Annotated in this window: 15 protein-coding genes; 5 read left to right on the forward strand and 10 right to left on the reverse strand. The window is 64.6% G+C overall.

Annotated elements, in window-relative coordinates; all coding sequences use genetic code 11:
• Positions 1 to 54: 54 nt before the first annotated feature.
• From D9T14_RS12345 to guaA, 4 genes are all read right to left on the reverse strand, one after another.
• Positions 55 to 984: a DMT family transporter gene (locus D9T14_RS12345; protein ID WP_119162824.1), complete on the reverse strand. Its 930-nt coding sequence runs from the start codon at positions 982 to 984 to the stop codon at positions 55 to 57.
• 93 nt (positions 985 to 1,077) lie between these two features.
• Positions 1,078 to 1,779 carry an ATP-binding protein gene (locus D9T14_RS13980; RefSeq protein WP_197720652.1) on the reverse strand — a complete coding sequence of 234 codons (702 nt, stop codon included), beginning with the start codon at positions 1,777 to 1,779 and terminating at the stop codon, positions 1,078 to 1,080.
• On the reverse strand, positions 1,668 to 2,291 hold the full coding sequence (locus tag D9T14_RS13985) for an ATP-binding protein (RefSeq protein WP_197720651.1): 624 nt from the start codon (positions 2,289 to 2,291) through the stop codon (positions 1,668 to 1,670). The genes D9T14_RS13980 and D9T14_RS13985 overlap by 112 nt, the downstream gene beginning before the upstream one ends.
• 78 nt (positions 2,292 to 2,369) lie before the next feature.
• Positions 2,370 to 3,923 (reverse strand): glutamine-hydrolyzing GMP synthase, encoded by a 1,554-nt coding sequence (gene guaA, locus D9T14_RS12355; protein WP_119162832.1) that lies wholly within the window; start codon positions 3,921 to 3,923, stop codon positions 2,370 to 2,372.
• Positions 3,924 to 4,214: 291 nt separating this feature from the next.
• Between guaA and cysK the strand changes: the two genes are divergently transcribed.
• Positions 4,215 to 5,141: a cysteine synthase A gene (gene cysK, locus D9T14_RS12360; RefSeq protein ID WP_119162825.1), complete on the forward strand. Its 927-nt coding sequence runs from the start codon at positions 4,215 to 4,217 to the stop codon at positions 5,139 to 5,141.
• 91 nt (positions 5,142 to 5,232) lie between these two features.
• Here the strand turns inward: cysK and D9T14_RS12365 are convergent, their stop codons facing one another.
• Together D9T14_RS12365 and D9T14_RS12370 are read right to left on the reverse strand one after the other, a co-directional pair.
• Complete coding sequence (locus tag D9T14_RS12365) at positions 5,233 to 5,544, reverse strand: chorismate mutase (protein ID WP_119162826.1); 312 nt, start codon at positions 5,542 to 5,544, stop codon at positions 5,233 to 5,235.
• A gap of 151 nt (positions 5,545 to 5,695) precedes the next feature.
• On the reverse strand, positions 5,696 to 6,799 hold the full coding sequence (locus D9T14_RS12370; RefSeq protein WP_119162827.1) for a GuaB3 family IMP dehydrogenase-related protein: 1,104 nt from the start codon (positions 6,797 to 6,799) through the stop codon (positions 5,696 to 5,698).
• Between the two features lie 395 nt (positions 6,800 to 7,194).
• Here D9T14_RS12370 and ald point away from each other — a divergent pair, with 395 nt between their 5' ends.
• On the forward strand, positions 7,195 to 8,310 hold the full coding sequence (ald, locus tag D9T14_RS12375) for an alanine dehydrogenase (RefSeq protein ID WP_119162828.1): 1,116 nt from the start codon (positions 7,195 to 7,197) through the stop codon (positions 8,308 to 8,310).
• Between the two features lie 19 nt (positions 8,311 to 8,329).
• Positions 8,330 to 9,766 (forward strand): amino acid permease, encoded by a 1,437-nt coding sequence (locus D9T14_RS12380; protein WP_119162829.1) that lies wholly within the window; start codon positions 8,330 to 8,332, stop codon positions 9,764 to 9,766.
• Between the two features lie 156 nt (positions 9,767 to 9,922).
• Here the strand turns inward: D9T14_RS12380 and D9T14_RS12385 are convergent, their stop codons facing one another.
• From D9T14_RS12385 to D9T14_RS13380, 4 genes are all read right to left on the reverse strand, one after another.
• A complete protein-coding gene (locus tag D9T14_RS12385) occupies positions 9,923 to 10,129 on the reverse strand; it encodes a hypothetical protein (protein WP_119162830.1) in 207 nt (68 codons plus the stop codon).
• Positions 10,107 to 10,523, reverse strand: coding sequence for a hypothetical protein (locus D9T14_RS13370; protein ID WP_126464201.1), 417 nt, complete (start codon positions 10,521 to 10,523; stop codon positions 10,107 to 10,109). Before D9T14_RS13370 ends, D9T14_RS12385 begins: the two co-directional genes overlap by 23 nt.
• Positions 10,524 to 10,568: 45 nt before the next feature.
• Entirely contained in the window at positions 10,569 to 11,270 is a 702-nt protein-coding gene (locus D9T14_RS13375) for a hypothetical protein (RefSeq protein ID WP_126464200.1), read from the reverse strand.
• A 1,214-nt stretch (positions 11,271 to 12,484) separates the two neighbouring features.
• A complete protein-coding gene (locus D9T14_RS13380) occupies positions 12,485 to 12,805 on the reverse strand; it encodes a hypothetical protein (protein WP_147383068.1) in 321 nt (106 codons plus the stop codon).
• A gap of 50 nt (positions 12,806 to 12,855) precedes the next feature.
• Here D9T14_RS13380 and D9T14_RS12395 point away from each other — a divergent pair, with 50 nt between their 5' ends.
• Positions 12,856 to 13,512: a transposase family protein gene (locus tag D9T14_RS12395; protein ID WP_119162831.1), complete on the forward strand. Its 657-nt coding sequence runs from the start codon at positions 12,856 to 12,858 to the stop codon at positions 13,510 to 13,512.
• 25 nt (positions 13,513 to 13,537) lie between these two features.
• Positions 13,538 to 13,718: hypothetical protein (locus D9T14_RS13990; protein WP_220668348.1), on the forward strand; the 181-nt coding region annotated here is incomplete at its 3' end.

A 13,718-nucleotide genomic window follows, 5' to 3' on the forward strand; every position in this document is an offset into this window, starting at 1 on the left:
GTGATCCGACCGGGCAAGAACGTGTCGCGGATGCGTAGCGCGCGAGCGAGGCCCTCACGGCGCGGGAAGCGGTCGCTGCGAGCGTTTCCCGGTGTTGGCCACGTAGACGCCCATGACGATCACGCAGGCACCCACGGCTTGATGCGCCGTGAACGTCTCCTTGAGCAGCAACGCCCCGGCCAGGATGGACACGACGGTTGCGAGCCCGATGAAGGAGGACGCGCGGTTGACGCCGATCCTGGCGATCGCCATGTTCGCCAGGAAGAACGCGGCAATCGAACAGCCGATCCCCTGGAAGAGCACAGCGACCGTGAAGGCCCCGTCCCTGAACGGCAGCACCATCAGCCCTGCGACGTCCCCCGTGGTCAGTGCCTCGAACACCGCGAGTCCCACGAAGACGACGGCCCCCGCCACCAGCATGACGTAGGTGACCTCGGCCGCCGTGTGCTCGGATGCCTTCTCGACGAACACACTGTAGAGCGCGTAGGACACGACTGCTGTCAGCAGGAATGCGTAGCCGACGATCGACAGGCTCGAGGCCGCACCGACGGCGCACACCGTCACCACCACCCCGGCCAGGGTCACCAGGATCCCGGCGACCTGTCGTCGTGACGGTTTCTTCCTCAGGACAACCGTGGAGGCCAGCAGTGAGACGACCGGGATGCAGGCGAGGATGACACCGCTCTCGGACGCCGTCGTGCGGCTGATCCCCAGGGTCTCACCGAGGAAGTAGATGCAGGGGTTGAACAGCGCCACGAGCAGCAGCGGCCCTGCCGGCTTGCCCCTCAGGTCGATCCTGACGAGGCCGAGGACGACGCACAGGCTCATGACGGCCACCGCGACGAGGAACCGCCAGCCGAGCAGGGCGAACGGGCTCGCGGTGTTCGTCGCGGTCTTCGTGAGGACGTAGCTCAGCCCGTAGAGCGTCTCGCACCCCACAGCGCAGAGACAGCCCTTGAGCACATCATTCTGGCTGTTCCTCATCGCCCCCTGAACGGCCCCTGTCAACGCGTATCCTCTCCTGGGCCATGCCGTCGAACTTCCACAGGCCGAACATGAGCGCCCCGACCTCGATCGTCAAATCGCCCAGACGGGCGCCGCCTGAACGTCACGCGTGATGAGGTAGGGCTCCCTCGTCTGGCAGATCACGTGCCCGAACCCGAGCTCGTAGCCCGGGATGTCTTCCAGAGACGAGAAGTTCTTGGTCGCGTCCACGCCGATCTGGACACCCATCGTGATCTCCACGGGGTGCAGCACGTGCCCCTTCTGGACCACCAGATCGATCTCGCGTTTCTTCTGGTCACGGTAGAACCACACGTCCCGGGGATTCGCGCCGGCGTTCATGTAGCTCTTCAGGACCTCAGACACCACGAACGTCTCGAAGACATGCCCCGCGGCGGCACCGTTGCGCAGCGCTTCTGGGGTTGTCCAACGCGTGAGGTGGCAGACCAAACCAGTGTCCATGAAGTAGATCTTCGGAGTCTTGGTGAGCCGTTTGTCAACATTGGACCAGAACGGCTGGAGGACACGGATGACACCCGAGGCCTGGAGCACGGAAAGCCACGCCCGCACAGTTTTGTGGCTGACCTCGGCCACCTGGGCAACATCGGATGCATTGAACAACTGTCCGGAGCGTGCAGCACAGGCAACCATGAAGTTGTAGAACTTCATCTCGTCCCTGACGTTGATGAGGTCACGAACATCGCGCTCGAGATAGGTTCTGACGTAGTCCGTGTAGAAGGAGTCCCAGTCCTGGGAGCCGTTCTGCATCTCGGGCATGGAACCGCCGTGGATGTGCCCCCAAGGATCGAAGCCCTCCGGAACTGCCGGCACATCCTTCCTCCCCAGTCTTCTCGGGATGTACGCCCCGCCCCAACAGCACCCGTGAGCTCCCGCAGGGACAGACCTGCCATCTCGATCACCCTGACACGGCCGGCGAGGGACTCGCTCACGCCCTTCATGAGGTGGTACGTCTGCGAGCCCGTCAGGACGAGCTGGCCGCGCCTGTCGGACTGGTCCACGAGGAACTTGACGGTGCCGAACAGCTCGGGGACGCGCCGCACCTCATCAATGATGAGCGGCATGTCGTGGCCCTCGAAGAAGAGCAGCGCGTCGCTCCTTGCCGCGGTGTAGTCGATGGGATTCTCAAGGGAGACGTAATCGAACGCCGATCCGAGGTGCTCCCTGAGCACGGTGGTCTTGCCCACCTGGCGGGCTCCCGTCACAAGGAGCACCTTGCCCTGGGCCAGCATGGAGTCGATCGTGCCTTCGACCTCGCGTGGAATGTACACGGCAACGCCCCCCTCTCACCGGGGCAGTGTCCCACGAACCACAAGGCCGGTCAATTTTGGGAATTGTATTCCCAATTCTCACTCCCATTCGATGGTGCCCGGCGGCTTGGACGTGCAGTCCAGCACGACGCGGTTCACCTGCGGGCACTCGTTGGTGATCCGGGTGCTGATGCGCTCGATCACCTCGTACGGCAGACGTGACCAGTCGGCCGTCATCGCGTCCTCGCTGCTCACCGGGCGCAGCACGACGGGATGACCGTAGGTGCGGTGGTCTCCCTGCACACCCACCGATCGCACGTCGGCGAGCAGGACGACGGGCATCTGCCAGACCTCGCGGTCCAGTCCGGCGGCGGTCAGTTCGGCGCGGGCGATGGCGTCGGCCTCGCGCAGCAGGTCGAGCCGTTCACGGGTCACCTCGCCGATGACGCGGATGCCCAGGCCGGGCCCGGGGAACGGCTGGCGCCACACCATGGCCTCGGGCAGGCCCAGTTCGGTGCCGACGGCGCGCACCTCGTCCTTGAACAGGGTGCGCAGCGGCTCGATGAGCTCGAACTGCAGGTCGTCGGGCAGGCCACCCACGTTGTGGTGGCTCTTGATGTTGGAGGCGCCGTCGCCGCCCCCGGACTCGACGACGTCGGGGTACAGGGTGCCCTGGCACAGGAAGTCGACGCCGCGGTCACCGGCGATCCGGCGGGCCGCCGTCTCGAAGGAGCGGATGAACTCGCGGCCGATGATCTTGCGCTTGGCCTCGGGCTCGGTCACCCCGGCCAGGGCGGTGAGGAAGCGCTCGGATTCCTCCATGACGACGAGGTTGACGCCGGTGGCCGCGACGAAGTCGGTGCGCACCTGCTCGGCCTCGCCCTTGCGCAGCAGGCCGTGGTCGACGAAGACGCAGGTGAGCTGGTCGCCGATGGCGCGCTGGACGAGTGCGGCGGCGACGGCCGAGTCGACACCGCCGGAAAGCCCGCACAGGACGCGCCTGTCGCCGATCCGTTCGCGGATGGCCCGCACCTGCTCGTCGACGATCGAGGAGCTGTCCCAGGTGCGGCGGCAGCCAGCGATGTCGTACAGGAAGTGCTCGAGCACCTGCTGGCCGAACTGCGAGTGCAGCACCTCGGGGTGCCACTGGACGCCGGCCATCCTCCTGTCCAGGTCCTCGATGGCGGCGACGGGGGCGCCGGCGGTGCGGGCCAGTTCGGTGAAACCGTCCGGGGCCCTGGTGACGGAATCGCCGTGGCTCATCCACACCGAGGCGTCGAGGGCCATGCCGTTCAGCAGGCAGCCCGGCTCGACGATCTGGATTGCGGTACGGCCGTACTCGGAGTCGCCGGTGTGCTCGACCCTGCCGCCCATGGCCTCGCTCATCGCCTGGAAGCCGTAGCAGATGCCGAAGACCGGGACGCCGGCATCGAGCAGCGCCGGGTCGAGACCAGGGGCGCCGTCGGAGTACACCGAGGCCGGCCCGCCGGACAGGATGACGGCCGCCGGCTTCTTCGCGACGATCTCACTCACCGGGGTGGCATGCGGGACGATCTCGGAGTAGACGTGTGCTTCGCGGACGCGCCGGGCGATCAACTGCGCGTACTGCGCGCCGTAATCGACGACCAGCACGAGATCATGACTCGTGGGCATGCGGTGGATTCTAGTGCCCCAGGCCTGATCCGGGCGCTTGCCGGTGAACCCGGTGATCCGGCGCACGGCGGGGCGGGAATCCTCGGCGGGGCCTCAACATAGGGCGGCGTCGGATGGCCCTGGCCCTCAGTGGACAGGGCATGGGAGGCCCGGTCTTGCGGTTCCCACACGGTGATCCCGCGCGCCGGTGGGCCAGGGCCCCGCACGGAGCGGGCGTGGGAGCAGGGCCGGGTGGCCCCGCGCGCCGTGGGACAGGGGCCACGGCGGGCCGGCACGCACTAAGGTTCAGCCATGATCTACAACGACGTGACGGAGCTCGTCGGCCGCACTCCCCTCGTGCGTCTCAGACGGGTCAACGATACCGGCGCGACCGTCCTGGCGAAACTCGAGTACTACAACCCCACCAACTCGGTGAAGGACCGCATCGGGGTGGCCATCGTCGACGCCGCCGAGGCGAGCGGGGAGCTCGAGCCCGGCGGCACGATCGTCGAGGGCACCAGCGGCAACACCGGCATCGCCCTGGCCATGGTGGGGGCGGCCCGCGGCTATCACGTCGTGTTGACGATGCCCGAGTCGATGAGCCGGGAGCGTCGCGCCATGCTGCGGGCGTTCGGCGCGGAACTCGTCCTCACCCCGGCGGCCGAGGGCATGCGGGGCTCGGTCGCGGCGGCCGAGCGGATCGCCGCCGAGCGCGGCGGCGTCCTGGCCCGCCAGTTCGACAACCCTGCCAACCCGGCGAAGCACTACGCCACGACCGGCCCCGAGATCTGGGCCGACACCGAGGGCCGGGTCGACGCGGTGGTCGACGGTGTGGGCACCGGCGGCACGATCAGCGGCACCGGCAGGTACCTCAAGGAGCAGAACCCCGACATCGCCGTGTTCGCCGTCGAACCCGGCGAGTCGCCGCTGCTCACCACTGGCCAGGCCGGCGGCCACGGCATCCAGGGCATCGGCGCCAACTTCGTCCCGGCCACCTACGACGCCGAGGTCGTCGACGAGGTGCTGACGGTGAGCACCCCGCGCGCCCTCGACATGGCCCGCCGGCTGGGCACTGACGAGGGCATCGTCTGCGGCATCTCCTCGGGCGCCTCGGTCGCGGCCGCCCTCGAGGTCGCCGCGCGCCCCGAGTTCGCCGGACGGACGATCGTCGCCATCGTCTGCGACTTCGGGGAGCGCTATCTGTCCACGCCCCTGTTCGCCGACGTCATGGGCGAGTGAGCCGTCTGCCGCCCCGCCAATCCCGGCGCCGGCGCTCTGACCCGTCCCATCCGGCCGGGAAGGGCTGACCCCGTGCTCGGGTGGGCGCCGGTCAGGCCCGGTTCGCGATCTCGGTGTGGTGCCGCACGACCTCGGAGACGATGAAGTTCAGCAGTTTCTCGGCGAACTCCGGGTCGAGGTGCGACTCGGCGGCGAGCCGGCGCAGGCGCGTTATCTGCTCCCGCTCGCGTCCCGGGTCGGAGGCGGGAAGTCCCAGCTCTGCCTTGAGCTCGCCGACCCGCTGGGTGATCTTGAAGCGTTCGGCCATGATGTGGATCACGGCCGCATCGATGTTGTCGATGGAGCCGCGCAGGCTGGCGAGCTCGGGCGGGACGGTCGTGGCCTGGTCGGGTTCGTCGCTCATGGGTTTCTCCTGTGTCACGCGGCTGTTGTGAGCCTAACGGCACTGGCGCCGCCCTGTCCGGGGTCCTCACCCATCGGGCAGATCCCCTCATCGGGCAGGAAGCAGCCCCACCCGCACCCGTCGTCGGTGTGCAGGTGGGGCGATGCGCTGGTCAGCGGATGACGAGGTCGATGCGCTGGAACTCCTTGAGGTCCTGGTAGCCGGTGGTGGCCAGGGCGCGGCGCAGGGCACCGACGAGGTTCATCGTGCCGTCGGTGACGGTGCTGGGGCCGAGGAGCACCTCCTCGAGGGTGCCGACCGAGTCGTAGCGGACGCGACGGCCCCGGGGCAGTGTGGCGTGCCAGGCCTCGGCGCCCCAGTGCCAGCCCTTGCCCGGGGCCTCGACGGCCCGGGCGAGGGGGCCGCCGATCATGGCGGCGTCGGCGCCGGCCGCGATGGCCTTGACGATGTGCCCGGAGTCGCCCATGGCGCCATCGGCGATGAGGTGGACGTAGCGGCCGCCGGACTCGTCGAGGTAGTCGCGGCGGGCCTCGGCCACGTCGGCGATGGCCGAGGCCATCGGCACCTCGATGCCGAGCACCTGCTGGGTCGTGCTCGTGGCGGCCCCTCCGAAGCCGACGAGGACGCCTGCGGCCCCGGTGCGCATGAGGTGCAGCGCCGTCTGGTAGCTGGCGCAGCCGCCGACGATGACGGGCACATCGAGGTTGTAGATGAACTTCTTGAGGTTGAGGGGTTCGCCCTGGTCACTGACGTGCTCGGCGGAGACGGCCGTGCCGCGGATGATGAAGAAGTCGACGGCGGCGCTCTCGACGATCGAGGAGAACTCGGCGGCGCGCTGGGGCGACAGGGCGCCGCCGACCGGCACACCGGCGGCGCGGATCTCGTCGAGCCGGGCCTTGACGAGCTCGGCCTTGATCGGTTCGGCGTAGATCTGCTGCATGCGGCGGGTCGCCTGGACGTCGTCGTTCATGGCGGCCAGTTCGGCGAAGAGCGGCTCGGGGTCCTTGTAGCGGGTCCACAGGCCCTCGAGGTTGAGGGCGCCGAGACCCCCCAGCTTGCCGAAGGCGATGGCGGTGGCCGGGCTCATCACCGAGTCCATGGGGCCGGCCACGAGCGGGAAGTCGAACTCGACGGCGTCGATCTTCCAGGACAGATCCACCAGCTCGGGGTCCCGGGTGCGCCGCGAGGGCACGATCGCCACATCATCCAGTGAGAAAGCCTTCGGCGCACGCTTGCTGCGTCCGATGTCGTACATGATCCTCCGATCGTGGGCTACGAGGACAAATCTACCGATCCGGACGCCGGCCCTGCCGCGGGGTCTCCCGGAGCCCTGGGCCGCCGGGCGGCACATCCGTCGCGGGTGCACCGGAGCCAACCCCCGTCGGGGCCAGGCGCCACACGGCCCAGGTGCCGCGGCGACCCGCCGGCTGGGCTCCTGCCGGGGGCTCAGGAGCGGTCGAGGATAACTGGTTTCCTGCCGTCATACGCAGGTTCCGACCGATCTGCTGGGATATTGCACATATGCACGGAATTGATCTGGATGATTCAAAAAATCCTGCACCCCCCGGCTTTACAAAAAGATTTTCTGTCCTTACGGTGAAGCCACGGTGGTTCCCCGCCATCGTTCCTGCGCTCAACGAGGAGTAGATCATGCGCATTGCTGTCCCCGCCGAGGTCAAGAACAACGAGTTCCGCGTCGCCATCACCCCAGTCGGCGTGCATGAGTTGACCCGCCGAGGCCACGAGGTGTCAGTCCAGTCCGGAGCTGGGCTTGGTTCATCCTTCACTGACGAGGAGTACGCGGCCCAGGGCGCGACCATCGTCGATGGCGCCGAGGCCACCTGGGCCTCCGGCGATCTGGTGCTCAAGGTGAAGGAACCCATCGAGAGCGAGTACGGCTTCCTGTCCAGCGACCAGGTGCTGTTCACCTATCTGCACCTGGCGGCCGATCGTCCCCAGACCGAGGCCCTGCTGAACGCCGGTACCACGGCCATCGCCTACGAGACCGTCCAGCGCGAGGACCGCTCGCTGCCGCTGCTGTCCCCGATGTCCGAGGTCGCCGGCTGCCTGGCGCCGCAGGTCGGTGCCGCCCATCTCATGAAGGCCGCGGGCGGACGAGGCGTCCTGTTCGGCTGCGTCGGAGGCGTACAGAAGGCCAAGGTCGTCGTGCTCGGCGCCGGCACTGCCGGCCAGAACGCGGCCCGCATCGCGCTCGGCATGGGCGCCGACGTCACGGTCCTCGACGTCGACCTGCGCAAGCTGCACCGCATCATCTGGGACTTCGACAACCGCATCCAGGGGCTCGCCAGCACCGCCCTGGCGGTCCGCGAGCAGGTGCTCGCCGCCGACCTGGTCATCGGCACCGTCCTCATCCCGGGCGCGAAGGCCCCCAAGCTCGTCACCAACGAGATGGTCGCCGCCATGAAGCCCGGCTCGGTGCTCGTGGACGTCGCCATCGACCAGGGCGGCTGCTTCGAGGACAGCCACCCGACGACGCACGCCGAGCCCACCTTCCGGGTGCACGACTCGGTGTTCTACTGCGTCGCCAACATGCCTGGCGCCGTCCCGAACACCTCCACCCAGGCCCTGGCGAACGCCACCCTGCCGTACGCGATCCAGCTCGCCGACAAGGGCTGGAAGCAGGCCCTCAAGGACGACCACGCCCTGGCGCTGGGCCTGAACACCCACGCCGGCAAGCTGACCATCGCCGGTGTCGGTGAGGCCTTCGGCATGGAGGTCACGCCGCTGGACAGCATCCTGGCTTGATGAGATTCAGGAGAATCCCATGTCATCGAATGAGAGGCCCCCTCAAGACCCCTCAACAGGGGCGCAGGATGGCCAGGCGCCGGGTGAGGAGACCCTCAACCGGGAGCTGTCCAATCGGCACATCCAGCTGATCGCCATCGGCGGGGCCATCGGCACCGGCCTGTTCATGGGCTCGGGCAAGGCGATCAGCCTCGCCGGGCCGTCCCTGCTGCTGTCCTATCTCATCATCGGGACCATGCTGTTCTTCATGATGCGGGCGATGGGCGAGATGTTCCTGCACGATTTGCGGTACAAGTCGTTCCAGGACTTCTCGCGGGTGATGATCGGGCCGTGGGCAGGTTTCTTCTGCGGCTGGACCTACTGGATCCTGTGGGTGGTCACCGCCGCGGCGGAGATGATCGTCATCGTCGGGTACTTCGACTTCTGGATCCAGAACCTGAACGTCTCGATGGTCTGCACGGCGGTGCTGCTGGCGGCGCTGCTGGGCTCGAACCTGCTGACGGTGAAGCTGTTCGGCGAGCTCGAGTTCTGGTTCGCCCTCATCAAGATCATCGCGATCATCGCCCTGATCCTGGTGGGCGCGTACATGGTGGTGACCCGGTTCACCTCGCCGGACGGCACGGTGGCCTCGGTCGCCTACCTGTGGAACCGCGGCGGGGTCTTCCCCACCGGCCTGACCGGCTTCCTCGCGGCCTTCCAGCTGGCGATCTTCTCGTTCATCGGCACCGAGTTGATCGGCACGGCGGCGGCCGAGACGGCGGACCCGCACCGGACCCTGCCCAAGGCGATCAACGCGATTCCGGTGAGGATCGTGATCTTCTACGTCCTGGCGCTCGCGGCCATCATGTCGGTCACGCCCTGGGACAAGGTGGACTCGGAGATGAGCCCCTTCGTCAACGTGTTCAACCTCGCCGGTCTGACGGCTGCGGCCAGTGTCATGAACTTCGTGGTGCTGACCTCGGCCTCGTCGAGTTCGAACTCGGGGATCTTCTCGACCTCGCGGATGCTCTACGGCCTGGCGGACACGGGCTACGCCTCGAAGCTGTTCGCCCGGCTGTCGAGCCGGCACGTGCCGGCCAACGCGCTGGTGCTGTCGGTCGCGCTGATCTGCATCGCCTTCCCGGTGCTGAAGATCGGCGGCACGGTGATGGCGGCGTTCCAGATGGTCTCGTCGGTGTCGTCGATCCTGGTGCTGTTCATCTGGGGGCTCATCACGGTGGCGTACATCATGTACCGTAGGAAGTTCCCGCAGGACCACAAGGAGTCGGCGTTCAAGGTTCCCGGCGCCTCCTTCATGCCGTGGGTCCTGCTGGTGTTCTTCTGCTTCATGGTCGCGGTCCTGGCCCTTGACGCGCAGACGCGCATCGCCCTGTACCTGACACCGGTGTGGTTCATCCTGCTGGCTGTCCTCTGGTTCAGGTCGGGAAGGAAGAAGGCCGTCCCGAGCTTCGACTGATTCCCTCTCACCGAGATGCGGTTGCCCGCCGATCCTCTGATCGGCGGGCAATCCGTTGTTCCCGGACGGCTGGGCTCCCAGCAGAGCAGCAAGGCCCTTTGCAGCAGGGCATGCCGTCTTGATCCGCGTCTGAGAGCCGGCCATCGGCATGGGCATCTATTCCTTGAGACCGGTTGCCAGCGCTTGACAGAACTCGTCGAGCAATCTGTTGACGTCCTGCTTCTCCTGAGGCGCGGGAGGCCGATCCTCGTCGAGGAGGGTGGCGTTGATGATTTCGAGCACGCCCCACGCCTCGAATGCCTTCCGGTAGGCTTCTTCTTCAAGATCATCACGCTGGTCGTCAGGGTAGCACGATGCTTCCATGCACCCATGTTTCATCTTGTGGAGTACCCCGACTTCGACCGTGTCCCATCCAGGTGACTTCCGGCAGCGTCATGATCCATGAGTCCCAGTCGGTCGCTACGACACGAAGCCAGCCGTTGGTGAACGCCAAGTGCAGCCAGCCTTCGCCGGATTGAATCGCGAGCAGGGACTGCCCCACGAAGCCTTGAAGAAGCCGAGAAAGGGCTTCTGGTTCCACTTCGTCCCAGAGTGACTCATGGCCTTGACGTCCCACGAAGGGGCCAGTGATCTCGAGTGTCATGCCTACGACTTGGAGGACGGGGATGTTGTCATGATCGAAGTCGTCAAGCACATCGAAATCCGTTACTGTCGCCGGAAGAATGGCATCGATTCCTTCTCGTATTCTTGTCGTCATGTGGTGATCCATCCTTTCACACGGGTCTACCAGAAATTGGGCGCGTCAGTTGTCCAGGCCCAGGTTTTCGCGGGCCTGCTCAAGGGTGAATACATTCCTGGCACGCCGCCCATTGGTGACCAGATACGAAGGATTCCGGTAGAACGACTCATCCCACGGCCGCAGACCAACCGCAGCAGCATACTCAACAAGCATCCGCTCAGTGAACCTGTCCACCCGACGACGACGCCCATACGCCCCCACATCCTCAAACGACTGAGCCTCACCACGCATCTCAAAATGCCACCGCCCAGGGCTGCTCTCAATCAGATCAATCGAACGGACACTACCATTCGCCGCCTCAGGACCTAGCACCCGAAACTGCCGCCCACCAAGCCCCTGCCCGGGCTTCCCCGCAGGCGGAGCAGACACCACAAAATAGCCACGAACCCGCAATAACCGATACGCAACGTACGCAGTAAGTTCACCGACGCCTTGACCATAAGCGTCACCATCAAACATTGCAGTCCACTCATCATTAGCTGTGGAAGTGAGTAGGACACGCGGCCACGATTCATGAACCAAAGGTTGAAGCCTCAGCAGATTCTCCTCCAATGTACCGGTAAGCTTACTGACCTTCCCCCATATCGTAGGGCCACCCATAAAATACCGGGCAACCGCACGCGCCACCTTCTTAGGCGGCGCGTTGAGAAACCCGATCGAATAAGTCAACGGCGCAAGCCGACCATCAAAAAGCACAGGAACCACCACCCCCTCGTCCGAGACACACGCGCGCAACACCTTAATCGTTGACCATCTGGGAGACTGAAATCATCCCCAATCATCTTCTCCAATTCTGAGGCGCCACGGTTCCCAGTCAGTATCATCCGTGCACTCGATCCGGACGCCATCATCCAAGACCAGTGTGAGATTTGCTAGATCCATAGCAAAATCTGGCACCACCTCAACGACCGTACGACCCACCAGGCCACCAAGCGGAGCCTCCGCCCCCCCAGGCAACTCGATGGACAGTGAATTATCAAACAAGAGCTCACCCTTGGCATCAACACCACGCATACTGCACCAAGTAAAAAACTCCAATCAGGACCACTGAGGAACAGCATCTCATTCTGCACGTAAGCACGCGAAATCAACAAGGGAGGCACGCCAGTCGCCCACTTCTCAAACCCGGGGTATATTTCATCGCCTCGCATGAAGAGACCTCCTAGTCATCAAAAAGATCTATATGGGTACGTTCACTAATCCATTGATTCCTGTCGGGCATCCCCTTAGGTGGTTGTGGCGGTTTGCCCGTGAACGGGCTGACTGGTCCACCATTAGCATTGGTGAAGCTAGCTCTTTGTGGTGCATACTTAGTCGGCTCCATGACTCGAACTTTGGAGCCATCTGGTAAAATGTATCCAGTGCCCGGACTCTTCGTCGTGAAGGTGTCTAGCCCCGCCGATTGGAAGCCTTCTTCGAGTCGTGTTCTACTGGTCGGGACAACTGTTCCCTTGTCATCAGCAATGAAATCGGGCCCTGTCTTAGTGGGAGGCTCAATCTGTGGACGCGTTGGCGCAGCCGGTAATTCCGGGCGCGGCGCTGGTGAGTTGTTGGATGGTGATGGTGTGGCTTTGAGGGCGTCGTTACTGGCTGCTCTTGAAGCGTCGCTGGCGCTGTTGGCTCCCAAGCGATTGCTGATGTTGCGGACGACTGGGAGTCTGTTTGCCTGGCGGCTGGCCCAGTCCGTGGCTGCTTTACCGACTGGTGTCTTAGCGGCCCATTAGATTCCTTTACCGGCACTATAGCTCAAAGCCCCGCCCGCCATACCAAACAAGGAGTAAGGTATCAAGCCACGCTGAATGGAAACCTTGAGGCGTATTCAAGCATCAGAGTATATGTAAAGGGCAAGGAATGACATTGTCGAAGGAGACTCCTGTTGATAAGCCTATTTCTCCACTCGAGTTCCGCAAGTAAACCTTTCAGCGCTCAGGCGGTTCAGGCCAGAAAAGTATTCCTTCCCTTGACATCCCCATCCCCGTCGCCAAGTCGATCAGAGTTTGTTTCTCCTCCTCAGTCGGCTCAATCTCATCCTCGTAGAGCTCCGTGAGAAGCATTTCCAACGCCACCCCCTCGTCTTCCCGACAAAATTCTTCAAGATCTAAAAAAGCGTCATCCGCCCAGTACTGCCGGTATCGATGAGAGATATCAAGAGGGTTATTCAAAACCCTTGTTATGAGGAGGGCCTTGGAATCTGTTCTGCCGGTGTGGGCGTGTCTGGGTGAAAGGCGAGGACCTGTCACTGAGAAAATTGGGTTGTCGATAATCCCGTATTCCCAGAACAGGTCCTCGCATGTACCATACAACAGGCCTGCCCGCCGAAGCAATCACAGTCCTCTACCAGACCCTCGTCCACAATTACCCCCGCACCCCGCAGGCCACCGGGCGGCCACCAGCACTGAGTCAGGCAGAAGAAATCAGGGCAACCCTGGCCTACCTGCGACGCAACCGCGCCCAAGCCGAGCTGGCCGAGTCGTTCGGGGTCAGCCAAGCCTCGATCAGCCGAGCCATCGCCCGGTGGACGGCTCGCATCGCCGAGGTCCTCGCAGACCTCGTACCCACCGCAGACGACCTGGACCAGACCCAGACCCTGATCGTGGACGGCACCCTCGTACCCTGCTGGGACTGGAAACACGAACCGGGCCTGTACTCGGGCAAGCACCACCGGACCGGGTTGAACCTTCAGGTGGCCTGCACCCTGACAGGACGCTTGGTCTGGGTGTCCGACCCGGCCCCCGGATCGACCCACGACGCGAAAGCCATCCAGTCCACGGGTTTCCTTGAAAACTTCCCAGACACCCCGCCATTGGGTGACAAGGGCTACACCGGGCTGGGCATGATGACCCCGATACGCAAACCACCAGGGAGCGGGCTCACAGGCTGGCAGAAACAATACAACCACGCCATCAACAAGCTATGGAGTGCTTGGTGTTTTTCGGACAGTGGGTGAAATGATCGTGAGGTAGAATTAGATCATGTCGGCACCGAAATACAGTGCGGAGTTCACCGAACAAGTCGTTCCAGAGGTCGTCCAGAAGTCCAAGCCGATTCGGGTGAGGTCGCCAGGTCGTACGGGCTTGTGGCGCAGACAGTCGGGAACTGGGTCGCGAAATGGCGGAAAGAACACCCCGATCCCAGCACTGATGGCACCACCGC

This window comes from Propionibacterium australiense (genome assembly GCF_003666605.1).
Taxonomy (GTDB): Bacteria; Actinomycetota; Actinomycetes; order Propionibacteriales; family Propionibacteriaceae; genus Propionibacterium; species Propionibacterium australiense.

Coding starts and splice junctions, on each gene's coding strand:
- D9T14_RS12380 (WP_119162829.1), top strand. CDS start 8,330: ATGTCATCGAATGAGAGGCCCCCTCAAGACCCCTCAACAGGGGCGCAG.
- D9T14_RS12370 (WP_119162827.1), bottom strand. CDS start 6,799: ATGTACGACATCGGACGCAGCAAGCGTGCGCCGAAGGCTTTCTCACTG.
- guaA (WP_119162832.1), bottom strand. CDS start 3,923: ATGCCCACGAGTCATGATCTCGTGCTGGTCGTCGATTACGGCGCGCAG.
- D9T14_RS12395 (WP_119162831.1), top strand. CDS start 12,856: ATGTACCATACAACAGGCCTGCCCGCCGAAGCAATCACAGTCCTCTAC.
- cysK (WP_119162825.1), top strand. CDS start 4,215: ATGATCTACAACGACGTGACGGAGCTCGTCGGCCGCACTCCCCTCGTG.
- ald (WP_119162828.1), top strand. CDS start 7,195: ATGCGCATTGCTGTCCCCGCCGAGGTCAAGAACAACGAGTTCCGCGTC.
- D9T14_RS12345 (WP_119162824.1), bottom strand. CDS start 984: ATGAGGAACAGCCAGAATGATGTGCTCAAGGGCTGTCTCTGCGCTGTG.
- D9T14_RS13370 (WP_126464201.1), bottom strand. CDS start 10,523: ATGACGACAAGAATACGAGAAGGAATCGATGCCATTCTTCCGGCGACA.
- D9T14_RS12365 (WP_119162826.1), bottom strand. CDS start 5,544: ATGAGCGACGAACCCGACCAGGCCACGACCGTCCCGCCCGAGCTCGCC.
- D9T14_RS12385 (WP_119162830.1), bottom strand. CDS start 10,129: ATGGAAGCATCGTGCTACCCTGACGACCAGCGTGATGATCTTGAAGAA.
- D9T14_RS13980 (WP_197720652.1), bottom strand. CDS start 1,779: ATGCCCGAGATGCAGAACGGCTCCCAGGACTGGGACTCCTTCTACACG.